The 21,936-nt window shown below is 68.2% G+C and carries 32 protein-coding genes; all 32 read right to left on the reverse strand.

From position 1 onward, the window contains the following. Positions 1 to 2: 2 nt before the first annotated feature. Positions 3 to 746: a polyprenol monophosphomannose synthase gene (locus AQJ11_RS12000; RefSeq protein WP_014674393.1), complete on the reverse strand. Its 744-nt coding sequence runs from the start codon at positions 744 to 746 to the stop codon at positions 3 to 5. Next, a complete protein-coding gene (locus tag AQJ11_RS12005; RefSeq protein ID WP_059263004.1) occupies positions 746 to 2,050 on the reverse strand; it encodes a UDP-glucose dehydrogenase family protein in 1,305 nt (434 codons plus the stop codon). The genes AQJ11_RS12000 and AQJ11_RS12005 overlap by 1 nt, the downstream gene beginning before the upstream one ends. Before the next feature lie 37 nt (positions 2,051 to 2,087). Then, on the reverse strand, positions 2,088 to 3,947 hold the full coding sequence (locus AQJ11_RS12010) for a glycosyltransferase family 39 protein (protein WP_059263005.1): 1,860 nt from the start codon (positions 3,945 to 3,947) through the stop codon (positions 2,088 to 2,090). Then, complete coding sequence (locus tag AQJ11_RS12015) at positions 3,944 to 4,963, reverse strand: glycoside hydrolase family 26 protein (protein WP_059263006.1); 1,020 nt, start codon at positions 4,961 to 4,963, stop codon at positions 3,944 to 3,946. Before AQJ11_RS12015 ends, AQJ11_RS12010 begins: the two co-directional genes overlap by 4 nt. Next, positions 4,963 to 6,381 carry a glycosyltransferase family 2 protein gene (locus tag AQJ11_RS12020; RefSeq protein WP_059263103.1) on the reverse strand — a complete coding sequence of 473 codons (1,419 nt, stop codon included), beginning with the start codon at positions 6,379 to 6,381 and terminating at the stop codon, positions 4,963 to 4,965. The genes AQJ11_RS12015 and AQJ11_RS12020 overlap by 1 nt, the downstream gene beginning before the upstream one ends. A 386-nt stretch (positions 6,382 to 6,767) precedes the next feature. Then, on the reverse strand, positions 6,768 to 7,631 hold the full coding sequence (gene truA / locus AQJ11_RS12025; RefSeq protein ID WP_059263007.1) for a tRNA pseudouridine(38-40) synthase TruA: 864 nt from the start codon (positions 7,629 to 7,631) through the stop codon (positions 6,768 to 6,770). Between the two features lie 74 nt (positions 7,632 to 7,705). Then, positions 7,706 to 8,197: a 50S ribosomal protein L17 gene (gene rplQ / locus AQJ11_RS12030; protein ID WP_014674387.1), complete on the reverse strand. Its 492-nt coding sequence runs from the start codon at positions 8,195 to 8,197 to the stop codon at positions 7,706 to 7,708. A 160-nt stretch (positions 8,198 to 8,357) separates the two neighbouring features. Continuing rightward, positions 8,358 to 9,380 (reverse strand): DNA-directed RNA polymerase subunit alpha, encoded by a 1,023-nt coding sequence (locus AQJ11_RS12035; RefSeq protein WP_003966937.1) that lies wholly within the window; start codon positions 9,378 to 9,380, stop codon positions 8,358 to 8,360. A 143-nt stretch (positions 9,381 to 9,523) separates the two neighbouring features. Next, positions 9,524 to 9,928 carry a 30S ribosomal protein S11 gene (rpsK, locus tag AQJ11_RS12040; RefSeq protein ID WP_003956432.1) on the reverse strand — a complete coding sequence of 135 codons (405 nt, stop codon included), beginning with the start codon at positions 9,926 to 9,928 and terminating at the stop codon, positions 9,524 to 9,526. Between the two features lie 66 nt (positions 9,929 to 9,994). After that, positions 9,995 to 10,375: a 30S ribosomal protein S13 gene (rpsM, locus tag AQJ11_RS12045; protein WP_014674386.1), complete on the reverse strand. Its 381-nt coding sequence runs from the start codon at positions 10,373 to 10,375 to the stop codon at positions 9,995 to 9,997. Between the two features lie 193 nt (positions 10,376 to 10,568). Continuing rightward, positions 10,569 to 10,682 (reverse strand): 50S ribosomal protein L36, encoded by a 114-nt coding sequence (rpmJ, locus tag AQJ11_RS12050; protein WP_003998809.1) that lies wholly within the window; start codon positions 10,680 to 10,682, stop codon positions 10,569 to 10,571. 60 nt (positions 10,683 to 10,742) lie between these two features. Then, positions 10,743 to 10,964, reverse strand: a complete 222-nt coding sequence (gene infA / locus AQJ11_RS12055; protein WP_003948620.1) for a translation initiation factor IF-1 — start codon at positions 10,962 to 10,964, stop codon at positions 10,743 to 10,745. A gap of 162 nt (positions 10,965 to 11,126) precedes the next feature. Then, positions 11,127 to 11,963 carry a type I methionyl aminopeptidase gene (map, locus tag AQJ11_RS12060; RefSeq protein ID WP_014674385.1) on the reverse strand — a complete coding sequence of 279 codons (837 nt, stop codon included), beginning with the start codon at positions 11,961 to 11,963 and terminating at the stop codon, positions 11,127 to 11,129. Between the two features lie 102 nt (positions 11,964 to 12,065). After that, a complete protein-coding gene (locus AQJ11_RS12065) occupies positions 12,066 to 12,728 on the reverse strand; it encodes an adenylate kinase (protein ID WP_014674384.1) in 663 nt (220 codons plus the stop codon). Further along, positions 12,728 to 14,041, reverse strand: a complete 1,314-nt coding sequence (gene secY / locus AQJ11_RS12070) for a preprotein translocase subunit SecY (protein WP_014674383.1) — start codon at positions 14,039 to 14,041, stop codon at positions 12,728 to 12,730. Before secY ends, AQJ11_RS12065 begins: the two co-directional genes overlap by 1 nt. A 188-nt stretch (positions 14,042 to 14,229) precedes the next feature. Then, on the reverse strand, positions 14,230 to 14,685 hold the full coding sequence (gene rplO / locus AQJ11_RS12075) for a 50S ribosomal protein L15 (protein ID WP_014674382.1): 456 nt from the start codon (positions 14,683 to 14,685) through the stop codon (positions 14,230 to 14,232). Positions 14,686 to 14,687: 2 nt separating this feature from the next. Continuing rightward, a complete protein-coding gene (rpmD, locus tag AQJ11_RS12080) occupies positions 14,688 to 14,870 on the reverse strand; it encodes a 50S ribosomal protein L30 (protein WP_003998814.1) in 183 nt (60 codons plus the stop codon). Between the two features lie 2 nt (positions 14,871 to 14,872). Further along, positions 14,873 to 15,478 carry a 30S ribosomal protein S5 gene (gene rpsE, locus AQJ11_RS12085; protein ID WP_014674381.1) on the reverse strand — a complete coding sequence of 202 codons (606 nt, stop codon included), beginning with the start codon at positions 15,476 to 15,478 and terminating at the stop codon, positions 14,873 to 14,875. 36 nt (positions 15,479 to 15,514) lie between these two features. Further along, positions 15,515 to 15,898 (reverse strand): 50S ribosomal protein L18, encoded by a 384-nt coding sequence (gene rplR, locus AQJ11_RS12090; RefSeq protein WP_014674380.1) that lies wholly within the window; start codon positions 15,896 to 15,898, stop codon positions 15,515 to 15,517. A gap of 3 nt (positions 15,899 to 15,901) precedes the next feature. Further along, positions 15,902 to 16,441, reverse strand: a complete 540-nt coding sequence (gene rplF / locus AQJ11_RS12095; protein WP_014674379.1) for a 50S ribosomal protein L6 — start codon at positions 16,439 to 16,441, stop codon at positions 15,902 to 15,904. Positions 16,442 to 16,465: 24 nt separating this feature from the next. After that, positions 16,466 to 16,864, reverse strand: coding sequence for a 30S ribosomal protein S8 (gene rpsH / locus AQJ11_RS12100; RefSeq protein WP_014674378.1), 399 nt, complete (start codon positions 16,862 to 16,864; stop codon positions 16,466 to 16,468). A gap of 211 nt (positions 16,865 to 17,075) precedes the next feature. Further along, positions 17,076 to 17,261 (reverse strand): type Z 30S ribosomal protein S14, encoded by a 186-nt coding sequence (locus AQJ11_RS12105; RefSeq protein ID WP_003948630.1) that lies wholly within the window; start codon positions 17,259 to 17,261, stop codon positions 17,076 to 17,078. Positions 17,262 to 17,266: 5 nt separating this feature from the next. Continuing rightward, positions 17,267 to 17,824, reverse strand: coding sequence for a 50S ribosomal protein L5 (rplE, locus tag AQJ11_RS12110; RefSeq protein WP_014674377.1), 558 nt, complete (start codon positions 17,822 to 17,824; stop codon positions 17,267 to 17,269). After that, positions 17,824 to 18,147: a 50S ribosomal protein L24 gene (gene rplX / locus AQJ11_RS12115; RefSeq protein ID WP_014674376.1), complete on the reverse strand. Its 324-nt coding sequence runs from the start codon at positions 18,145 to 18,147 to the stop codon at positions 17,824 to 17,826. The genes rplE and rplX overlap by 1 nt, the downstream gene beginning before the upstream one ends. A gap of 2 nt (positions 18,148 to 18,149) precedes the next feature. Beyond that, a complete protein-coding gene (gene rplN, locus AQJ11_RS12120; RefSeq protein WP_003998823.1) occupies positions 18,150 to 18,518 on the reverse strand; it encodes a 50S ribosomal protein L14 in 369 nt (122 codons plus the stop codon). A 104-nt stretch (positions 18,519 to 18,622) separates the two neighbouring features. Continuing rightward, a complete protein-coding gene (gene rpsQ, locus AQJ11_RS12125) occupies positions 18,623 to 18,907 on the reverse strand; it encodes a 30S ribosomal protein S17 (protein WP_014674375.1) in 285 nt (94 codons plus the stop codon). Further along, a complete protein-coding gene (gene rpmC / locus AQJ11_RS12130; protein ID WP_003974259.1) occupies positions 18,907 to 19,131 on the reverse strand; it encodes a 50S ribosomal protein L29 in 225 nt (74 codons plus the stop codon). Before rpmC ends, rpsQ begins: the two co-directional genes overlap by 1 nt. After that, positions 19,131 to 19,550: a 50S ribosomal protein L16 gene (gene rplP / locus AQJ11_RS12135; protein WP_009190136.1), complete on the reverse strand. Its 420-nt coding sequence runs from the start codon at positions 19,548 to 19,550 to the stop codon at positions 19,131 to 19,133. Before rplP ends, rpmC begins: the two co-directional genes overlap by 1 nt. 5 nt (positions 19,551 to 19,555) lie before the next feature. After that, positions 19,556 to 20,377, reverse strand: coding sequence for a 30S ribosomal protein S3 (gene rpsC, locus AQJ11_RS12140; protein ID WP_014674374.1), 822 nt, complete (start codon positions 20,375 to 20,377; stop codon positions 19,556 to 19,558). Further along, on the reverse strand, positions 20,377 to 20,724 hold the full coding sequence (gene rplV, locus AQJ11_RS12145) for a 50S ribosomal protein L22 (protein ID WP_006130776.1): 348 nt from the start codon (positions 20,722 to 20,724) through the stop codon (positions 20,377 to 20,379). Before rplV ends, rpsC begins: the two co-directional genes overlap by 1 nt. 43 nt (positions 20,725 to 20,767) lie before the next feature. Continuing rightward, positions 20,768 to 21,049 (reverse strand): 30S ribosomal protein S19, encoded by a 282-nt coding sequence (gene rpsS / locus AQJ11_RS12150; RefSeq protein ID WP_041665437.1) that lies wholly within the window; start codon positions 21,047 to 21,049, stop codon positions 20,768 to 20,770. A 12-nt stretch (positions 21,050 to 21,061) separates the two neighbouring features. Next, complete coding sequence (gene rplB, locus AQJ11_RS12155) at positions 21,062 to 21,898, reverse strand: 50S ribosomal protein L2 (RefSeq protein WP_041665436.1); 837 nt, start codon at positions 21,896 to 21,898, stop codon at positions 21,062 to 21,064. Positions 21,899 to 21,936 lie beyond the last annotated feature (38 nt).

Below are 21,936 nucleotides of genomic sequence, written 5' to 3' on the forward strand. Positions count from 1 at the left end.
GCCTACTGCCGCTTCAGCCGGAGCCGCAGCGGCACCACGGCCGACTCCAGCTGGGTGCGCAGGGTCATCTTGGAGGCACCCTCCGTCCGCTCGGCGAACCGGATCGGGATCTCCACGGCCGTGTGCCCGGCGCGTACGGCCTTGTACTTCAGCTCCACCTGGAAGCTGTAGCCCGCGCTGTCCAGGGACGACAGGTCCACGTCCCGGAGCGTCGCCGCCGACCACAGGTTGAAGCCGGCCGTGATGTCCTGGATCTCGGTGCCGAGCACGGCGCGCGCGTACCGGTTGGCGAAGCGGGACAGCAGGACCCGGTGCGCGCCCCACCGCTCGTCCAGCGAGCCGCCCTCGACGTACCGGCTGCCCACGACGAGACCGGCGCCGGAGGCGAGGGCCGCCTCCAGCATGCGGGGCACGGCCTCCACCGGGTGGCTGCCGTCGGCGTCCATCTGGACGACGTACGCGGCGCCCTCCGCCAGCGCGGCGGACATCCCGGCCGTGTACGCCCGTCCCAGCCCGTCCTTCTCGGTGCGGTGCAGCACGCTCATCCGGCGCCGCCCGCCGCTGTTGTACTCCGCCGCCAGCTCCTCGGCGATCCGCCCGGTGCCGTCCGGGCTGGAGTCGTCGACGACCTTCAGGTGCAGCCCGTCCAGCGGCAGCCCCAGCACCGCCTCGGCCATCCCCGGCAGGTTCGCCGCCTCGTTGTACGTCGGCATCACCACGGTGACCGGCAGCTCGTCCTGTGCCATCAGTGTCCCTCCCCTGCGGGCGCCGGAGTGCCCAGCGCCCGAAACCGCCAGCCCGCCGCGGCCCAGCGGTCCGGGTCGAGCACCCCTCGGCCGTCCACGATCCGGGGGCGGGCCACCAGCGCCGCGGCCCGTTCCGGGTCGATCTCCCGGAACTGCGGCCACTCGGTCAGGTGCAGCACCAGGTCGGCCCCGCGCAGCGCGTCCTCCAGGCCCAGCGCGTACCCGAGCGACGGGAACGCCTTGCGGGCATTGTCCATCGCCTCGGGGTCGTGCACGGTGACGTCGGCGCCCTCCAGCCGCAGCCGGGCCGCCACGGCCAGCGCCGGCGAGTCCCGGATGTCGTCGGAGCCGGGCTTGAAGGCGGCACCGAGGACGGTGACCCGGGCGCCGCGCACGTCCGACCCGCACAGCTCTCGGGCCAGCTCCACCACCCGGTCCCGGCGCCGCATGTTGATCGCGTCGACCTCGCGCAGGAAGGTCAGCGGGACGCCCAGCTCGTCGGCGCGGTGCGCGAAGGCGCGGATGTCCTTGGGCAGGCAGCCGCCGCCGAAGCCGATCCCGGCGCGCAGGAACTTCGGGCCGATCCGGTCGTCGTGGCCCAGTGCCTCGGCGAGGGTGCGCACATCGCCGCCGGCCGCCTCGCAGACCTCGGCCATCGCGTTGATGAAGGAGATCTTGGTGGCGAGGAAGGCGTTGGCGGCCGTCTTGACCAGCTCGGCGGTCGGGAAGTCGGCGGTGACGAGCGGGGTGCCGGCGGCGAGGACCGGCGCGTAGACCGCGCGGAGGACCGTCTCGGCTCGGGCGCTTTCCACGCCGAACACGAGCCGGTCCGGCCGCAGCGTGTCCTCGACCGCGAAGCCCTCGCGCAGGAACTCCGGGTTCCACGCGACCTCGGTGGCGTGGTTCCGCGCCAGCCGCTGCGCCGTGCCGACGGGCACGGTGGACTTGCCCACGACCAGCGCGCCGGGCGCCGCGTGCGCGGCCAGGGCGGCGAAGGCGGCGTCGACGTGGCGGAGGTCGGCGGCGCCGGAGTCCGCGCGCTGCGGGGTGCCGACGCACACGAAGTGCACCTCGCCGAAGGCACCGGCCTCGGCGAAGGAGGTGGTGAAGCGCAGCCGGCCGCTCGCGGTGTGCTTCGCGACCAGCTCGGGCAGTCCGGGCTCGTGGAAGGGCACGCGGCCGGCGCTCAGCGCGGCGACCTTCTCCGGGTCGACGTCGACGCCGAGCACGTCATGGCCGAGTTCCGCCATGCAGGCGGCGTGGGTGGCACCGAGGTAGCCGGTGCCGATGACGGTGAGCCGCAAGGGAACGGCCTTTCTTGCTTCGGGTGCTTCGGGTGCGTCAGGCGGTCTTGACCCAGATGCGGTAGTGGCCGGTGCCGCTGGAGTTGCGGAAGGGCAGGTCGGCGAGGAGCCGGTAGTGCGCATTGCCCTTGACCGCGTCCGCGACGACGGCGTCCACCCGCGGGTTGGTGAGACCGTCCAGGACGATCAGGTCGAACTCGCCGTCGCGCAGCGCCGCGCGGTAGGCGGCGTCACCCTTGTGGTACGTGCCCTTCCGGTCCGTGTACTCCAGCGCGAAGACGCCCTGCCACTGCCGGTGGCTGGTCTTGTCGCGCAGGTAGTAGACGGGCACCTCGGGCGTCGAGGCGAGGTAGTGGCCCTTGCGGTCCACGTGGGAGTCGATGACCTGGATCATCTTCGAGGAGTCGGGCCAGACGCCGAAGCGCCAGTCCGCCTGCTGGATGCCGAGGCAGAGCGTCGCCGTCCACAGCATGATGCCGAGCTGGGGGTAGCGGAAGTGCGCCCCGATCAGCCGGGTCACGCCGACACCGGCCATCGGCGCGGCGAACAGCAGGCCGAAACCGACGTGCTTGAACAGCGAGACCACGGTCCCCAGGTGTATCTGGTAGGCGGGTGCGAGCAGCGCGGTGCCGCACAGCACCAGCCCGAGCAGGGCCCGCCAGCGCCAGCCGGGGTTGCCGAGCCGCTGGGCGGCCGGCGACTCGTTCATCCGGCTGCGCCGCACGTAGGAGAGGGCGCCGCCGACGGCCGTGAGGAACATCAGGCCGCCCCACTGGGCCGACCGCTGGAGCAGGAAGGCGGCGCTGTCGGAGCCGTGGGCGCGGTTGGTCGTGGTCTGCCGCACACCGGCGAGCAGGTCGGTGCTGTACATGCCGGCCGCCAGCAGGGCGCCGATGCCGAGCGCGAGGAGCAGCATCCGCAGGAAGGCCCTGCCGCCCTTGTGCGGCCAGCCGGTGAGCAGGGCGAGCACGACGATGGTCGGCAGGTACAGGGCGGCCGCGTACTTCACGCCGACGGCGAGGACGGCGACCGGCGCGGCGAGCAGCACGGCGGCCACGGGGGCCCGGTCGGTGCGCACGACGAGCCAGGTGGCCAGGGCCAGCAGGAACACCGCGGCGGCGTCGTAGGTGGCGAAGTACCCCATGACGACGGTCGACTGGACCACGGCGAAGAGCGCCGCACCGGCCAGCGCGGCCCGCTCGTTGAAGAGCCGCCGGGTGAAGGAGTACAGCAGCGCGGTGGTGCCCAGCATGAAGGCCAGGCTCAGGACGCGGGCCCCGGTGAGCCCGAAGCGGCCGTCGACGGCGGCGGCGAGCACCGGGTACAGCTGCGGCGAGCCGGAGAAGTACGCCCCGTAGTCGATGGGCAGCGGGGTGCCGTGCAGCAGGTGCTGCAACTCGGCGTGTCCGGCGGCCAGGTACAGGGCCTCGTCCTGGAAGGCCGTGTTGGACAGCCGCAGCGAGAGCACCGCCTGGACGGCCAGGACGAACAGCAGCACTGCCCGGCTGACCCAGGCGCGCCGCCGGCTGGCGGCCATGTCCCAGCCGACCTCGGGCGTCTCGGGCACGGTGTACCCGGGCTCGGCGGGCGCCGCCGGCTCGGCCACCGTGTGCAGGGCGTACGTCGGCTGGTCGTCCTGCTGCTGGTACGCAGAGGTCCGGGGGTCGTAGTCGTAGCCCTGGGCGGCGTCGTACCCCTGCGGGACGTCGTGGGCCGCGGGTATGTCGTACCCCTGGGGCGCGGCATGGCCCTGGGGTGTCCCGTGGCCCTCGGCCGTCCCGTAGCCCTGGGACCGGCGCGGGGCGTAGCCGTCGGAGTTGAACCAGCCGCCCTGCGGGTCGTCGTCCGCGTACGGGTCGTACGGCTGCGGGACGTAGTACTCGGGTCGTGAACTCATGACGGCTTCCGTACGTCGAAGCCGAACCGGTCGTCGGCGGCCAGGCGCTTGAACTCCTTCAGCGCCAGCGGGCTCGCCTCCAGCCGCCAGTCGGCGCGCTTCTTGTGGTTGAACCAGATGAAGCCGAGCATGTCGTCGTCGGCCGCGACGCCCGCGAACAGGTTGCGGATGTCGGCCCGCCGCCGTTCGCCGGGCACGGCGCCGGTCTCCAGCAGCAGGATCGGCTTCTTGGTGAAGGTGCGGACCCGGTCGCGGGTGGTCCCGAAGACGCTGTCGAAGGAGTTGTCCTCGCCGGCGGTGAAGTAGCCGATCAGTCCGACCCAGTCGACGTAGGCGTCGCCCGGGTAGTACGGCTTGAGCTTCACGTCCGGGACCGGGTTGACGATGTTGGGCGACCAGGCCCAGATGACGTTGGTGGCGCCCGCGTCCACGAAGGTCTGGTGGATGTGCCGCCAGGCGGCCACGTACTGGGTCGGGGTCGCGTCCTTGGTGCCCCACTTCTCCCAGTGGCCGTTGAACTCGTCCGCGAAGTCGATCACCACGGGCAGGTTCAGCTTGCGGACCGCGGTCGCGTACTTCTTGATGTACGCGTCCGACTCGCCCGCCGCGATGTCGGCGAGCGGGGTGTCGAAGGGCTCCCAGGACATCAGCGTCAGCGCGCCCTCGGCCCAGGCGTTGCGCACCCCGGTGGCGTCGAAGCCGTCGCCCCAGCCGGCGTAGTACTCGACCAGGTTCGGCTGCTTGCCGGTCATCCTCGTGTACGCGTCGACGTTCTTCATGGAGATCGGCGCGCCGGGCACCGACGCGCCGAAGTACTTCTTCGCCGGCTTCAGCAGGGGGGTGACGTCGTAGGGGACGTCCTGGCCGGCGCCGGTCGTGGCGTGCGGGGCGGCGGTGCCGCCGGACGCCGGCGAGTCGCCGGAGTCGGCGCCGAGCAGCGAGCAGCCGCTCAGCGCGAGGACACCGGCGAGGACGCCGGCCGCAGTGCCGATGCGGAATCGTTTCGTCAGTCGCATCAGGCGGTCTCCGCCCCCGAGCGCGGCTGGACCAGGACCCGGCCCACGACCAGCGCGTAGAACAACCCGGAGGACAGGATCAGGGCGAAGTCCGGGGCGTTCATGGTGAACGTCCGGTACACCGCCGCGGTGACCCAGATCAGCGCCGTGCCGCCGCTCCAGGCCCACATGCCGATCCAGAAGCGCCGCGTCTTGTTCTTCTTGGCGCCGGAGGAACCGGTCGGCTGCCAGCCCATCCGGTTCTTGCGCAGGATGTCCCAGATGGCGAAGACGTGCGCCCAGCCGTACATCATGCGGGCCGCCCACGCCTCCAGGCGGTACGGCGCCTTGTGCCACATCGGGAAGACGATCGTGGTGTAGAGGATGCTGGGCACCACCAGGAGCAGGTGCTCGACCTTGAGCTTCTCCGGCATCATCAGCAGCAGCACGATCGGGATGACCGGGGCCGCGAAGGTGAACAGCGCGGTGTGGATGTAGTAGAAGAACCCGGACATGTAGCACAGCCGGCTCGACATCCTGATCTTCGCCTGCCAGAACTTGCGGCTGCCGAGCAGGCTCATCGAGCCCGAGCACCAGCGGTACTGCTGGTTGAAGAAGGCGCCCGCGGTGTCCGGGCACACCCCGGTGGACACCGCGACCGGGACGTACCTCAGGTCCCAGCCGAGCCCGCGCAGGTCGAAGCCGGTGTGCACGTCCTCGGAGTGCTCGATCAGGGTGGTGCCGCCGTTGGTCTCCAGGGCCGCCCGCCGGTAGATCGCGCAGGAACCGACGCAGATGGCGCCGTCACTGCCCTGCCGCGACACCTGCACGGACCGGTAGAACAGCTCCTGCACCGCGCCCGCGCCGCGCTCGATCCAGTTCTGCGAGTCGAGCACCCGGAAGTACTGCGGGGACTGGACGATGCCGATCCGCGGATCGGCGTCCATGTACGGCAGCAGCTCCTCCAGCAGATCGGCGCGCGGGGTGAAGTCGGCGTCCAGGATGAGGATGTACTCGCCGTCGGACTGGGCGAAGCCGAAGTGCAGGTTGCCGGCCTTCTTGAACCAGCCCCGGTTCTCCCGGGTGCCGTAGCGGAACCCGAAGTCCCGGGCCATCGCGGCCAGCTCCGGGCTCGCGCCGTCGTCCAGCACGAACGGCACGCAGACCCCCGGGTACCGGTCGGCCATCGCCCGCACGTGCCGCCAGGTGTTGTGCAGCACCTCGATGGGCTCCCCGCACACCGGCAGGAACACGTCGACGGACGGGTAGACCTCGGGCCGCCAGTTCTGCACCAGCCGCCGGTGGTGGGCGATGTCGAAGTCCCGGGTGAAGCCGTTCACCCGCAGCGACACCAGGTAGTAGACCACCGTGAACACCAGCAGCGGGGTGTAGATCCACAGCACCGGCGTGGACTGGGCCAGCTTGAACTGGCTCACCACCAGACAGCAGAAGCTGACCAGCGAGCTGATGGTCAGGATCCACAGGTGCCGGCGCGCGTAGGAGTACTTCTCCCGGTCCGTCGGCGGCAGCGGCAGCAGTCCGAGCGCGGGGTTACCGCCCCGCCCGGCCCGTCGCCGCCCACCACTGCGGCGCGCCGCGCGACGCCCCCCGGTCCGCACGGAACCCACTGAAGTCATGCCGTTGTCCAACCCCGGGCGTAACCGGCCGCCCGTCGACCCCCCAGCCAACCCCGGCCTCCCCTGTCGAACTTCTGGCCGGGAGGCGCAACTGTATCCGAGAGGTATGGAACGCGTAAGGGCTGGCAAGAGGGGTTACGTCCGGTAAGTCCAGACATGTGGCATAAGATCGACGAAATGCAACGTAACTAACAGGTTTCGCAGCCCGATGCTCCGGGAAGCGACCGCTTGTTCCGCGCCTCCTTGCTCCGGGCCGCCAGCAGTTCGTCGGCCGGATAGCCGACCTCCTCCAGCGTCAGCCCGTGCGGCCGTACGACATGCACGGCGGAGTCCCGCACCCGGGCGGCCAGCACCTTGCCGGGCCACTCCGGCCCCCGGTGCCCGTCCCCCACGAACAGCAGCGCGCCGATCAGCGACCGCACCATGTTGTGGCAGAAGGCGTCCGCGCGCACGGTGGCGGTGATGATCCCGTCCTCCCCCCGGACCAGGCTCAGCTCCTGGAGCGTGCGGATCGTGGTCGCCCCTTCCCGCTTCTTGCAGTAGGCGGCGAAGTCGTGCTCCCCGAGCAGCGTCCGGGCGGCCTCGTTCATGGCGTCCACGTCGAGCGGCCAGTCGTGCCACAGCACATGGCCGCGCAGCAGCGGGTCCACCCCGCCCGGGTTGTCGGTCACCCGGTACGCGTACCTCCGCCACACGGCCGAGAACCGCGCGTTGAAACCGCTCGGCGCCTCCCTGAGGGCCCACACCCGCACGTCCTTCGGCAGCCGGCCGGCGAGCCGCTTGAGCAGCTTCTCGTGATGCTCGCGCCAGACACCCTCGGGCAGGTCCACGTGCGCCACCTGCCCGCGCGCGTGCACCCCGGCGTCGGTCCGCCCGGCGACCGTCAGCTCATAGGTCTCCCGGGACCGGGTCACCGTCCGCAGGGCGTCCTCGATCTCCCCCTGCACGGTCCGCCTGCCACCGGCCTGCTTCGCCCAGCCGTGGAAGCCGGTGCCGTCGTACGACAGGTCGAGACGGACACGGACATGGCCGGGCTGTACTTCGTCACTCACGTACAGATCCTCTCAAGTACGCGAAAGCGGGCCCGCCCCGAAGGGCGAACCCGCTTCCCGCGTCAGGCAGAGCCTCAGGCGTCCTTGGACTCCTCGGCCGGGGCCTCGGTCTCCTCGACCGTGGTCTCCTCGGCCTTGGCCTCCTCGGCCTCCTTGACCGCACGCTTGGTGGCGGCCTCGGCCTCACCGGTCGCCTGCTGGGCGACCGTCAGGGCCTCGACCAGCTCGATGACGGCCATGGGCGCGTTGTCGCCACGGCGGTTACCGATCTTGGTGATGCGGGTGTAGCCACCGGGACGGTTCTCGTACCGCGGGCCGATCTCGGTGAAGAGCGTGTGGACGATGCTCTTGTCCGTGATGACCTGGAGCACCTGACGGCGGTTGTGAAGGTCGCCCTTCTTCGCCTTGGTGATCAGACGCTCGGCGTACGGGCGCAGACGGCGCGCCTTCGCCTCGGTGGTGGTGATGCGGCCGTGCTCGAAGAGGCTCTTCGCCAGGTTCGCGAGGAGGAGCTTCTCGTGCGCGGCGCTGCCGCCCAGACGGGCACCCTTGGTGGGCTTCGGCATGTTCTTTCTCCTGTGTGTCTGCCCCGGCCGTGTCAGGTACCGGGGTCAGTATCCGAGCAGGCGGTCGCCTGTCGGAGACCCCGCGCCCGCGAGGGGCGCGGGGAACTGCGCGACCAGCCACAGCGGGCCGGCAGCCGAAAACGGTCCGGCGGGCCCGAGCTCAGTACTGCTCGGTCTCCACGAACCCGGCGTCCGCGTCGTCATCGGCACCGAACGCGTCCGCGGCAGCGGTCGGGTCGAATCCGGGCGGGCTGTCCTTGAGGGCCAGGCCCATGCCGGCCAGCTTCGCCTTGACCTCGTCGATGGACTTCGCACCGAAGTTGCGGATGTCCAGCAGGTCGGCCTCGGAGCGCGCGACCAGCTCACCCACGGAGTGGATGCCCTCACGCTTGAGGCAGTTGTACGACCGAACGGTGAGCTCCAGCTCCTCGATCGGCAGCGCCAGATCGGCGGCGAGCGCGGCGTCCGTCGGGGACGGACCCATGTCGATGCCCTCGGCGTCGATGTTCAGCTCGCGCGCGAGACCGAACAGCTCGACCAGCGTCTTGCCGGCGGAGGCCATGGCGTCACGCGGACGCATCGCCTGCTTGGTCTCGACGTCGACGATCAGCTTGTCGAAGTCGGTGCGCTGCTCGACACGCGTGGCCTCGACCTTGTACGTGACCTTCAGAACCGGCGAGTAGATCGAGTCGACCGGGATACGGCCGATCTCCTGGCCCACCTGCTTGTTCTGCACGGCGGAGACGTAACCGCGGCCACGCTCGACCGTCAGCTCCATCTCCAGCTTGCCCTTGCCGTTGAGCGTGGCGAGGACCAGGTCGGGGTTGTGCACCTCGACACCGGCCGGGGGCGCGATGTCGGCGGCGGTGACCAGACCCGGGCCCTGCTTGCGCAGGTACATCACGACCGGCTCGTCGTGCTCCGAGGAGACGACCAGCTGCTTGATGTTGAGGATCAGGTCGGTGACGTCCTCCTTGACGCCCGGCACGGTGGTGAACTCGTGCAGCACGCCGTCGATCCGGATCGAGGTGACGGCGGCACCCGGGATCGAGGACAGGAGGGTACGGCGGAGGGAGTTGCCGAGGGTGTAGCCGAAGCCCGGCTCCAGCGGCTCGATCACGAACCGGGAGCGGAACTCGTCGACGACCTCTTCGGTCAACGAGGGACGCTGAGCGATCAGCATGTGTGGATCAGATCCTTCTTTCGTGGACGCCCGCTATTTGACGTCCGACGGAAACCGCGCCCGGAAAAGCGCGGGTACTGCAAGGGTACGGGCGGCACGACCCGAAAGAGCCGTGCCGCCCGCGACCAGCGACCTGGGAAGCGTCAGACGCGACGACGCTTCGGCGGACGGCAGCCGTTGTGCGGGGTCGGGGTGACGTCCTGGATGGAGCCGACCTCAAGGCCCGTGGCCTGGAGGGAGCGGATCGCGGTCTCACGACCGGAACCCGGGCCCTTGACGAACACGTCGACCTTGCGCATGCCGTGCTCCTGGGCGCGGCGGGCAGCCGACTCGGCGGCCATCTGCGCGGCGAACGGCGTGGACTTCCGGGAGCCCTTGAAGCCGACGTGGCCGGCGGAGGCCCAGGAGATCACGTTGCCGGACGGGTCCGTGATCGACACGATCGTGTTGTTGAACGTGCTCTTGATGTGCGCGTGGCCGTGAGCGACGTTCTTCTTTTCCTTGCGGCGCACCTTCTTGGCAGCGCCCTGACGTCCCTTGGGGGGCATCTACAAACTCCTAGAGGGAGGTGGTCGGTCCTACAGCGAAGACCGTGGACAGGTGTCCGCTGCGGACTACTTCTTGCCCGGCTTCTTCTTGCCGGCGATGGCGCGACGCGGGCCCTTGCGGGTGCGGGCGTTGGTGCTGGTGCGCTGACCGCGGACGGGCAGACCGCGACGGTGACGGAGACCCTGGTAGGTGCCGATCTCGACCTTGCGGCGGATGTCGGCCTGGATCTCGCGACGGAGGTCACCCTCGGTCTTGATGTTGTTGTCGACGTACTCGCGGATCGCGACCAGCTGCTCTTCGGACAGGTCGCGAACGCGGGTGTTCGGGTCGACGCCGGTCGCAGCCAGCGTCTCCTTCGAGAGGGTCCGGCCGATGCCGAACACGTAGGTGAGGGCGATCTCCACGCGCTTGTCGCGCGGGATGTCGACACCGGAAACGCGTGCCATTCAATGGCTCCTGGTGAATCTTCGGAGGTCTTCCACAGAACCGGCTCCCGGCCGCCGTACTAGGTACGAACCGGGTCCCCGGCCTCCGAACCGGGGGTGTCGAGCTGGGTGGCTCGGGCTCTGCGTATGAACATATTCAGCTCGCGTCGCGCGAAGACTCTGCGATAGAGGTGCAGAGGGTGATGGTCGTGCGTCAGCCCTGGCGCTGCTTGTGGCGCGGGTTCTCGCAGATGACCATGACCCGGCCGTGACGGCGGATCACCCTGCACTTGTCGCAGATCTTCTTGACGCTCGGCTTGACCTTCATGGGGTGAGGTTCTCCGGGTCAGTGCCATCGCACCGGGCGGGCCCGGGGCGCGGGCAAGATCTACTTGTACCGGTAGACGATCCGGCCACGCGTCAGGTCGTACGGAGACAGCTCCACCACGACCCGGTCGTCAGGGAGGATGCGGATGTAGTGCATACGCATCTTGCCGCTGATGTGTGCCAGGACCTGGTGGCCGTTCTGGAGCTCGACCTTGAACATGGCGTTCGGCAGAGACTCGACGACAGTGCCCTCGATCTCGATGGCACCTTGCTTCTTGGCCACGCTTCGCCCTTCGAATCGACTACCTTGATCGACTCTCAGGCGATCCCTGGGATTCCCCTGCGGGAGCATGCGGACATGCGGGTGCACGAGAGCCGACGAGTCAGTCTACGTCGGCGCACCCGGAAAGGCGAATCGATGAAGTCTGCCCCATCAGGGTGATCCCTATGCGAGCGGGTCGGGAGCGGCCGTGATGCCGTACTCGGCCAGCTTGGCCTTGCCGCCGTCGGGGGCGGTGAGGACCAGCGGACCCTGCTCCGTCAGGGCGATGGAGTGCTCCCAGTGGGAGGACCAGGTGCCGTCGGTGGTGATGACCGTCCAGTCGTCCGACAGGACCTCGGTGCGCGGGGTGCCCAGCGACACCATCGGCTCGATCGCGAGGCAGAAGCCCGGGACCAGCTTGGGGCCCTTGCCGCGCCGGCGGTCGACGTAGTTCAGCAGGTGCGGGTCCATGTGCATCTCGGTGCCGATGCCGTGGCCGCCGTAGTCCTCGATGATCCCGTACCGGCCGCCGCCCGGCTTGGGCTGGCGGCGGATGTACGTCTCGATCGCCCGGGAGATGTCGACCAGGCGGTTGCCCTGCTTCATGGCCGCGATACCGGCCCACATCGACTCTTCCGTCACCCGGGACAGCTCGATCAGCTCCGGGGCGTGACCGGAGCCCACGAACGCGGTGTAGGCCGCGTCGCCGTGCCAGCCGTCGACGATCGCGCCGCAGTCGATGGAGATGATGTCGCCGTCCTTGAGGACGACGTCGTCGGAGGGGATGCCGTGGACGACCACGTCGTTCACGGAGGTGCAGATGGTGGCGGGGAAGCCGCCGTAACCCAGGAAGTTCGACTTGGCGCCGTGCTCGGCGAGCACCTTGCGGGCCACCTCGTCCAGGTCCTTGGTGGTGGCGCCCGGCACCGCGGCCTCGCGCGTGGCCGCGTGGATGGCGGCTACGACCAGGCCCGCCGCCCGCATCTTCGCGATCTGCTCGGGGGTCTTGATCTGCACCATGGGGGGCCTGCGCTCTCCGTCACTCACATCGACTGGGGGTACCTGTACAACAGTACGGCCGCGGCGCCCTCGGCAGGGCACCGCGGCCGGAAGGGCCGGGAGCTACTTCTCGGCCTTCTCGCGCTTGAGGGCCTCCAGCGCCCGCCGCGTGATCTCGTCCACCGGACCCAGGGAGGAGATCGTCACGACCAGGCCCTGCGCCTTGTAGTAGTCGATGATCGGCTCGGTCTGCGTGTGGTAGACCTCCAGCCGCTTGCGGACGGTCTCCTCGGAGTCGTCGTCGCGCTGGTACAGCTCGCCGCCGCAGACGTCGCAGACGCCCTCCTGCTTCGGCGGGCTGTACGTCACGTGGAAGACGTGGGAGGAGTCGTTCCGGCAGATGCGCCGGCCGGCGATGCGCTTGACGACCTCGTCCTCGGGGACCTCCAGGTCCAGCACGGCGTCCAGCGTGATGCCCTCGGTCCGCAGCAGCTCGTCCAGCGCCTCCGCCTGCGAGACGTTGCGCGGGAAGCCGTCCAGCAGGAAGCCGTTCTCCGCGTCCGGCTGCTCCATGCGGTCCTTGGCCATCGCGATCGTCACCTCGTCGGGCACGAGGTTGCCGGCGTCCATGTAGGACTTCGCGAGCTTGCCCAGCTCCGTCTGCCGGCTGATGTTGGCCCGGAACAGGTCGCCCGTGGAGATGTGCGGGACACCCAGCTTCTCTGCGAGCCGGACGGCCTGCGTTCCCTTACCGGCACCCGGCGGCCCGACGAGGACGATACGCATCAGCGGAGGAACCCTTCGTAATTGCGCTGCTGGAGCTGGCTCTCGATCTGCTTCACCGTCTCAAGCCCGACACCCACGATGATCAGGATGCTGGTCCCGCCGAAGGGGAAGTTCTGGCTTGCCCCGAAGCCCACCAACGCCATTGTCGGTACGAGAGCGATCAGACCCAGATACAGCGAACCCGGCCAGGTGATCCGGTTGAGCACGTAGCTCAGGTACTCAGCGGTCGGTCGGCCAGCCCGGATGCCCGGGATGAAGCCACCATACTTCTTCATGTTGTCGGCTACTTCTTCGGGGTTGAAGGAGATCGCCACGTAGAAGAACGCGAAGAAAACGATGAGCAAGAAGTACGAAACGATGTAAATCGGGTGGTCGCCCTTGGTGAGGTTCTGCTCGACCCAGGTCTTCCAGCCCGACTTGCCTCCCGCGAACTGCGCCACGAGCGCCGGGATGTAGAGCAGCGAGGAGGCGAAGATGACGGGAATCACACCCGCCTGGTTCACCTTGAGCGGGATGTACGTGGACGTGCCGCCGTAGGAACGGCGTCCGATCATGCGCTTCGCGTACTGCACCGGGATGCGGCGCTGGGCCTGCTCGACGAAGACGACGAGCGCGACCATGACCAGGCCCACCGCGATGACGGTGCCGAACTCGATCCAGCCGCCGGCCAGCGTGCCCTGCTTCTTGATGGCCCACAGCGCGGACGGGAAGGTCGCGGCGATCGAGATGAACATCAGGATCGACATGCCGTTGCCGATGCCGCGGTCCGTGACCAGCTCGCCGAGCCACATCACGACGGCCGTGCCCGCGGTCATGCAGATGACCATGGTGATCGTGGTGAAGATCGCCTGGTCCGGGACGATGCTCGTGGCGACCGAGCAGCCGCTGAAGAGCGCGCCGCTGCGGGCGGTGGCGACCAGGCCGGTGCCCTGGAGGATGGCGAGCGCCACGGTGAGGTAGCGGGTGTACTGCGTGATCTTCGCCGTGCCGGCCTGGCCCTCCTTCTTCAGGGCTTCCAGGCGCGGGATGACCACGGTCAGCAGCTGAAGGATGATGCTGGCCGTGATGTACGGCATGATGCCGAGCGCGAAGACCGTGATCTGGAGCAGCGCACCACCACTGAACATGTTCACGAGGCCGAACAGGCCCTGGTTGCCCTGGGCCTCGTTCACACAGGTCTGGACTGCCTTGTAGTTCACGCCGGGGATCGGGATGTGGGTACCGACCCGGTAGACCACGATGATGCCCAGCGTGAAGAGCAGCTTCTTGCGCAGGTCGGGCGTCCTGAACGCCCGGGCGAACGCGGTGAGCACGGTGCCTCCTGCGACCCCCGCGCAACTGCGTCAAGGGTGACGGTCTGAGTTCGACGAATACGAAAAAGAACAGTGCAGGCCACCTTACCGGCGACACTGCCCCCCTAGGAACGACCAACCGGGGATACCTCATTGTGAGGTATCCCCGGTCGGGATCGTTTACGTCATCGAGAAGTCGTCCGAAGGACTCAGACGAGCTCGGTGACCGTGCCGCCGGCGGCGGTGATCTTCTCCTTGGCGGAGCCGGAGACGGCGTCGACCGTCACCTGGAGCGCCACGGAGATCTCGCCCTGGCCGAGGACCTTGACGAGGCTGTTCTTGCGAACGGCACCCTTGGCCACCAGACCCTCGACCGTGACCTCGCCACCCTCGGGGTAGAGCGCGGCCAGCTTGTCGAGGTTCACGACCTGGTACTCGGTCTTGAACGGGTTCTTGAAGCCCTTCAGCTTCGGGAGGCGCATGTGGAGCGGCATCTGGCCACCCTCGAAGCGCTCCGGAACCTGGTAGCGGGCCTTGGTGCCCTTGGTACCACGACCGGCCGTCTTACCCTTCGACGCCTCACCACGACCGACACGGGTCTTGGCGGTCTTGGCGCCCGGGGCGGGACGGAGGTTGTGGATCTTCAGCGGGTTCTGCTCCGCCATGATCAGTCGACCTCCTCGACCGTCACGAGGTGGCGGACGGTGTGCACCATTCCGCGGAACTCGGGGCGGTCCTCCTTGACGACCACGGTGTTGATCCCCTTGAGACCAAGCGACCGCAGGGTGTCACGGTGGTTCTGCTTGCTGCCGATGTAGGACTTGACCTGCGTGATCTTGAGCTGCGCCATGATTACGCACCCACCCCGGCACGCGCACGCAGCAGGGCCGCGGGAGCGACGTCCTCAAGCGGCAGACCGCGGCGGGCCGCGATCTCCTCGGGACGCTGCAGACCCTTCAGGGCCTCCACGGTCGCGTGCACGATGTTGATGGCGTTGTCGGAGCCGAGCGACTTCGACAGCACGTCGTGGATACCGGCGCACTCCAGCACGGCACGCACCGGACCACCGGCGATAACACCGGTACCCGGGGACGCGGGCTTGAGCAGCACGACGCCGGCAGCCTTCTCACCCTGGATGGGGTGCGGGATGGTGCCCTGGATCCGGGGGACCTTGAAGAAGTGCTTCTTGGCCTCCTCAACACCCTTGGCGATGGCGGCCGGCACCTCCTTGGCCTTGCCGTATCCGACACCCACGGTGCCGTCACCGTCGCCCACCACGACCAGCGCGGTGAAGCTGAAGCGACGACCACCCTTCACAACCTTGGCGACGCGGTTGATCGCGACGACGCGCTCGACGTACGCGGTCTTCTCGGCGGCAGCAGCGCCGCCGTCACGGCCCTTCCGGTCCCGCCGCTCGCCGCCACCGGCACCGCTTCCGCGGCGCTGGGGTCCAGCCATTGGATTACCTCTCTCTTTCCGCTAGCTACAAGCGGCTCAGAACTTGAGCCCGGCTTCGCGGGCGGCGTCCGCCAGGGCGGCGATGCGCCCGGCGTACTGGTTGCCACCACGGTCGAACACGACGGCCTCGACACCGGCGGCCTTGGCACGCTCGGCGACCAGGGCGCCGACCTGCTTGGCCTGCGCGGACTTGTCGGCCTCGCCGCCACGGATCGACGCGTCCAGGGTGGACGCCGACGCCAGGGTGTGGCCCTTCAGGTCGTCGATCACCTGCGCCACGATGTGGCGGTTGGAGCGGGTCACGACCAGACGGGGACGCTCCGCCGTACCGGAGATCCGCTTGCGGATCCGGATGTGACGGCGCTTGATCGCGGCGCGCTTGTAGGCGTCGCCCTTGAGGATCTTCTGCCCGTATGCCATGGCTTACTTACCCGCCTTTCCGACCTTGCGGCGGATGACTTCGCCCTCGTACTTGACGCCCTTGGCCTTGTACGGGTCGGGCTTGCGCAGCTTGCGGATGTTGGCCGCAACCTCGCCGACCTTCTGCTTGTCGATGCCCTCGACCGAGAAACGGGTCGGGGTCTCCACCTTGAAGGTGATGCCCTCGGGGGCCTCGACCAGGATCGGGTGGCTGTAACCGAGAGCGAACTCCAGGTTCGAACCCTTGGCGGTCACTCGGTAACCGACACCGCTGATTTCGAGCTTCTTCACGTAACCCTGGGTCACGCCGGTGATCATGTTCGCCACCAGCGTGCGGGAGAGGCCGTGCAGGGCCTTGCTCTGACGCTCGTCGTTCGGGCGGGTCACCTGGAGGGTGCCGTCCTCGCCCTTAGCGATGTCGATCGGCGCGGCAACGGTGTGGGTCAGCGAGCCCTTGGGGCCCTTGACCGAGACCGTCCGGCCGTCGATGGTGACGTCCACGCCGGCGGGAACCGCGATGGGGAGCTTGCCGATGCGCGACATAGCTGTTTCCTCCGTTCCCTTCTGCTACCAGACGTAGGCGAGGACTTCCCCACCCACGCCCTTCTTGCCGGCCTGCTTGTCGGTGAGGAGCCCGTGCGACGTGGAGATGATCGCCACGCCGAGGCCGCCGAGCACCTTCGGCAGGTTGGTGGACTTCGCGTACACCCGGAGACCGGGCTTGGAGATCCGCTTGATGCCCGCGATGGAGCGCTCACGGTTGGGGCCGAACTTCAGCTCCAGGACGAGGTTCTTGCCGACCTCGGCGTCCTCGACCTTCCAGCCCGTGATGAAGCCCTCCTGCTGGAGGATCTCCGCGATGTGCGACTTGATCTTGGAGTGCGGCATCGACACCGAGTCGTGGTACGCCGAGTTCGCGTTCCGCAGACGCGTCAGCATGTCTGCGATCGGATCAGTCATGGTCATGAATTGGCCTGTGGCCTTTCTCGCCGGGGTTTCCTATATGCGCCATCCCTCTCCCCGTACATGGACGGGACGGGTGCGGCGCGGGGACCTACGGCGTAGTAAGTCGTTCAGGGCGGCAGAGGCCCAACCCTCCTAGCCTAAGCCATGAGGGCAGGCGCCCCTGCCGTCCCGGTTGCTTACCGAGAGGTCCAGGAATCCCTAAAAGTCGGGATTACCAGGAGCTCTTGGTCACGCCCGGCAGCTCGCCACGGTGAGCCATCTCACGAAGGCACACGCGGCACAGGCCGAACTTGCGGTACACGGAGTGGGGACGGCCGCAGCGCTGGCAGCGGGTGTAGCCACGCACACCGAACTTGGGCTTGCGAGCAGCCTTCGCGATGAGAGCCTTCTTCGCCATCTCGCTCACGCCTCCTTGAACGGGAAGCCGAGGTGACGGAGAAGGGCACGGCCCTCTTCGTCGTTGGTCGCCGTGGTCACCACGGTGATGTCCATACCCCGGACACGGTCGATCTTGTCCTGGTCGATCTCGTGGAACATGACCTGCTCCGTGAGACCGAAGGTGTAGTTGCCACGGCCGTCGAACTGCTTGGGGGACAGGCCGCGGAAGTCGCGGATGCGCGGCAGCGCGAGCGACAGGGTGCGGTCCAGGAACTCCCACATGCGGTCGCCACGAAGCGTGACGTGGGCACCGATCGGCTGACCCTCGCGCAGCTTGAACTGCGCGATGGACTTGCGGGCCTTGGTGACGGCCGGCTTCTGACCGGTGATCGTGGTGAGGTCGCGGATGGCGCCCTCGATCAGCTTGGAGTCGCGGGCGGCGTCGCCCACACCCATGTTGACCACGATCTTGACGAGGCCCGGGACCTGCATGACGTTCTCGTACTTGAACTCGTCACGCAGCTTGCCCGCGATCTCCTCGCGGTACTTCGTCTTCAGACGCGGAGTGGTGGTGGTAGCCATCAGATGTCCTCACCCGTCCGCTTGGCAACGCGGATCTTGTTGCCCTCTTCGTCGAAGCGGTAGCCGACACGCGTGACGACCTTCTGGCCGTCCTTCTCCACGACCAGCTGAACGTTGGACACGTGGATCGGGGCCTCGGTGGTCACGATGCCGCCGGCCTGGGAACCGCTGGCGGTCGGACCGGCCTTGGTGTGCTTCTTGACCCGGTTGACACCCTCGACCAGGACGCGCTCCTCGCGCGGGTAAGCGGCAATGACCTTGCCCTGCTTGCCCTTGTCCTTGCCGGTGATGACCTGGACCAGGTCGCCCTTCTTGATCTTCATGCTTACAGCACCTCCGGAGCCAGCGAGATGATCTTCATGAACTTCTTCTCGCGCAGCTCACGCCCGACCGGGCCGAAGATGCGGGTGCCGCGAGGGTCGCCGTCGTTCTTCAGAATGACGGCGGCGTTCTCGTCGAAGCGGATGTACGAGCCGTCCGGGCGGCGGCGCTCCTTGACGGTGCGAACGATGACCGCCTTGACGACGTCACCCTTCTTCACGTTGCCACCGGGGATCGCGTCCTTGACGGTGGCGACGATGACGTCACCGATGCCCGCGTAGCGGCGACCGGAGCCACCGAGCACACGGATGCAAAGGATCTCCTTCGCACCAGTGTTGTCGGCGACACGCAGTCGCGACTCCTGCTGGATCACGTCTATCTCCTGATCGTCTGCCGGTTCCCGGCAGGGGCTGCCCTCTCAGGGGGAGCCCCTGCCGAGCCTGGCGGAACTGACCTGCGGGGTCTGCCCCGCAGGAATTACTTGGCCTTTTCGAGGATCTCGACGACGCGCCAGCGCTTCGTCGCGGACAGCGGCCGGGTCTCCATGAGGAGGACCCGGTCGCCGACGCCCGCAGCGTTCTGCTCGTCGTGGGCCTTGAGCTTGTTCGTACGGCGGATGACCTTGCCGTACAGCGCGTGCTTCACACGGTCCTCGACAGCGACGACGACGGTCTTGTCCATCTTGTCGCTGACGACCAGACCCTCACGGGTCTTGCGGAAGCCTCGGGCTTCGGTGTTCTCAGTCACGTTGCTCTCGCTCATCAGGCGCTCTCCACCGTCTCGATGCCCAGCTCGCGCTCACGCATCAGGGTGTAGATCCGCGCGATGTCCTTGCGGACGGCCTTCAGCCGACCGTGGTTCTCAAGCTGGCCCGTCGCCGCCTGGAAGCGGAGGTTGAACAGCTCTTCCTTGGCCTCGCGGAGCTTCGCCAGAAGCTCCTCGTTGCCCAGCTCGCGCAGCTCGGACGCCTTGGTACCGGCCGACATCACGCTTCACCTGCCTCGCGCTTGACGATCCGGCACTTCATCGGCAGCTTGTGGGCCGCACGCGTCAGCGCCTCACGGGCGATCTTCTCGTTGGGGTACGACAGCTCGAACATGACGCGTCCGGGCTTGACGTTGGCGATCCACCACTCCGGAGAACCCTTACCGGAACCCATGCGGGTCTCGGCAGGCTTCTTGGTGAGGGGACGGTCCGGGTAGATGTTGATCCAGACCTTGCCGCCACGCTTGATGTGGCGGGTCATCGCGATACGAGCCGCCTCGATCTGGCGGTTCGTCACGTAGGCCGGGGTCAGCGCCTGGATGCCGTACTCGCCGAACGCAACCTGCGTCCCACCCTTGGACATACCGTTGCGCTTCGGGTGGTGCTGCTTGCGGTGCTTGACCCTACGGGGGATCAGCATGACGGTCAGGCCTCCGTTCCGGTGCTCTCAGCCGGAGCGGCGGCGGGAGCCTCGGCCTTGGGGGCCTCGGCGCCGGCAGCCTGCTGCGGCTTACGACCGCGCCGCTCGCCACCGCGGCCACCACGGGCCGGGCGGTCGGCGCCACCGCGGGCCGGGCGGTTACCCGCACGGGCGGCAGCGTTCTCGGCGCGGACCTCGGCGATGTTCTTGACGTCGCCCTTGTAGATCCAGACCTTCACACCGATGCGGCCGAAGGTCGTCTTGGCCTCGAAGAAGCCGTAGTCCACGTTCGCGCGGAGCGTGTGCAGGGGCACACGGCCCTCGCGGTAGAACTCCGAGCGGGACATCTCGGCGCCGCCGAGGCGGCCACCGCACTGGATCTTGATGCCCTTGGCGCCGGCCTTCATGGCGGACTGCATGCTCTTGCGCATGGCCCGACGGAAGGAGACGCGGGAGGAGAGCTGCTCGGCGACGGCCTGGGCCACGAGCTGAGCATCCGTCTCGGGGTTCTTGACCTCAAGGATGTTCAGCTGGACCTGCTTGCCCGTGAGCTTTTCGAGGTCACCGCGGATGCGGTCGGCCTCGGCGCCACGGCGGCCGATGACGATGCCCGGACGAGCGGTGTGGATGTCCACACGCACGCGGTCACGGGTGCGCTCGATCTCGACCTTGGAGATGCCGGCGCGCTCCATGCCGGACGTCATCATCCGACGGATGGCGACGTCTTCCTTGACGTAGTCCTTGTACAGCTTGTCGGCGTACCAACGCGACTTGAAGTCGGTCGTGACACCGAGCCGGAACCCGTGCGGGTTTACCTTCTGGCCCATTACCGGGTTCCTTCCTTGCTGCTGACGACCACGGTGATGTGGCTGGTCCGCTTGCGGATCCGGTAGGCACGGCCCTGGGCACGCGGACGGAACCGCTTCAGGGTCGGGCCCTCGTCGACGTAGGCCTCGGAGATGAAGAGGCTGTCGACATCGGTGTGGTCGTAGTTGTGCGCGGCGTTGGCAATGGCGCTGTCGAGCACCTTGCCCACCGGCACCGAGGCGGCCTGCGGAGCGAATCGCAGGACGGCCTGGGCCTCCGTGGCGTCCATGCCACGGATGAGGTCCACCACGCGGCGGGCCTTCATGGGCGTGACGCGGATGTACCGCGCCTGGGCCCTGGCTTCCATGGTTGTCCCTTCAGTTACTTACGTGTCTGAATGCGATCCGCTACTAGCGGCGCTTCGACTTCCGGTCTTCCTTGACGTGGCCCCGGAAGGTGCGGGTCGGCGAGAACTCGCCGAGCTTGTGGCCGACCATCGACTCGGTGACGAACACCGGGATGTGGGTCTTGCCGTTGTGCACCGCGATCGTGTGGCCGAGCATGGCCGGGACGATCATCGAGCGACGGGACCAGGTCTTGATGACGTTCTTGGTGCCGGCTTCGTTCTGCGAGTCCACCTTCTTGATCAGGTGGTCGTCGACGAAGGGCCCCTTCTTCAAGCTACGAGGCATCTCAACCCGTCCTTAGCGCTTCTTGTTCGTCTTGCGGCGGCGGACGATGTACTTGTTCGACGCCTTCTTGGGCGAACGAGTACGGCCTTCCTTCTTGCCCCACGGGGACACAGGGTGGCGACCACCGGAGGTCCGGCCCTCACCACCACCGTGCGGGTGGTCAACCGGGTTCATCACGACACCACGGACGGTCGGGCGAACGCCCAGCCACCGCTTGCGGCCCGCCTTGCCCCAGTTGATGTTGCTCTGCTCGGCGTTGCCGACCTCGCCGACGGTGGCGCGGCAGCGCGCGTCCACCATGCGGATCTCACCGGACGGCATACGGAGGGTCGCCATGGCGCCCTCACGGGCGAGCAGCTGCACCGAGGCACCCGCGGAGCGGGCGAACTTGGCGCCACCACCGGGACGGAGCTCGATCGCGTGGATCGTGGTACCGACCGGGATGTTGCGGAGGGCCAGGTTGTTGCCCGGCTTGATGTCGGCCCCGGGACCGTTCTCCACGGTGTCGCCCTGCTGGAGGTTGCGCGGGGCGAGGATGTAGCGCTTCTCGCCGTCGGCGTAGTGCAGCAGCGCGATGCGCGCGGTGCGGTTGGGGTCGTACTCGATGTGCGCGACCTTCGCCGGCACGCCGTCCTTGTCGTGACGACGGAAGTCGATCACACGGTAGGCGCGCTTGTGTCCGCCACCCTGGTGGCGAACGGTCACACGACCGGCGTTGTTACGGCCGCCCTTGCTGTGCAGGGGACGGACCAGCGACTTCTCCGGCGTGGACCGCGTGACCTCGACGAAGTCGGCGACGCTGGCGCCACGACGGCCCGGCGTAGTCGGCTTGTACTTGCGGATTCCCATTTCTCAGTCCTCGTCCGATATCGGACGATCCGACCCGC

Origin of the sequence: Streptomyces corchorusii, from assembly GCF_001514055.1 — a bacterium.
Taxonomy (GTDB): domain Bacteria; phylum Actinomycetota; class Actinomycetes; order Streptomycetales; family Streptomycetaceae; genus Streptomyces; species Streptomyces olivaceoviridis.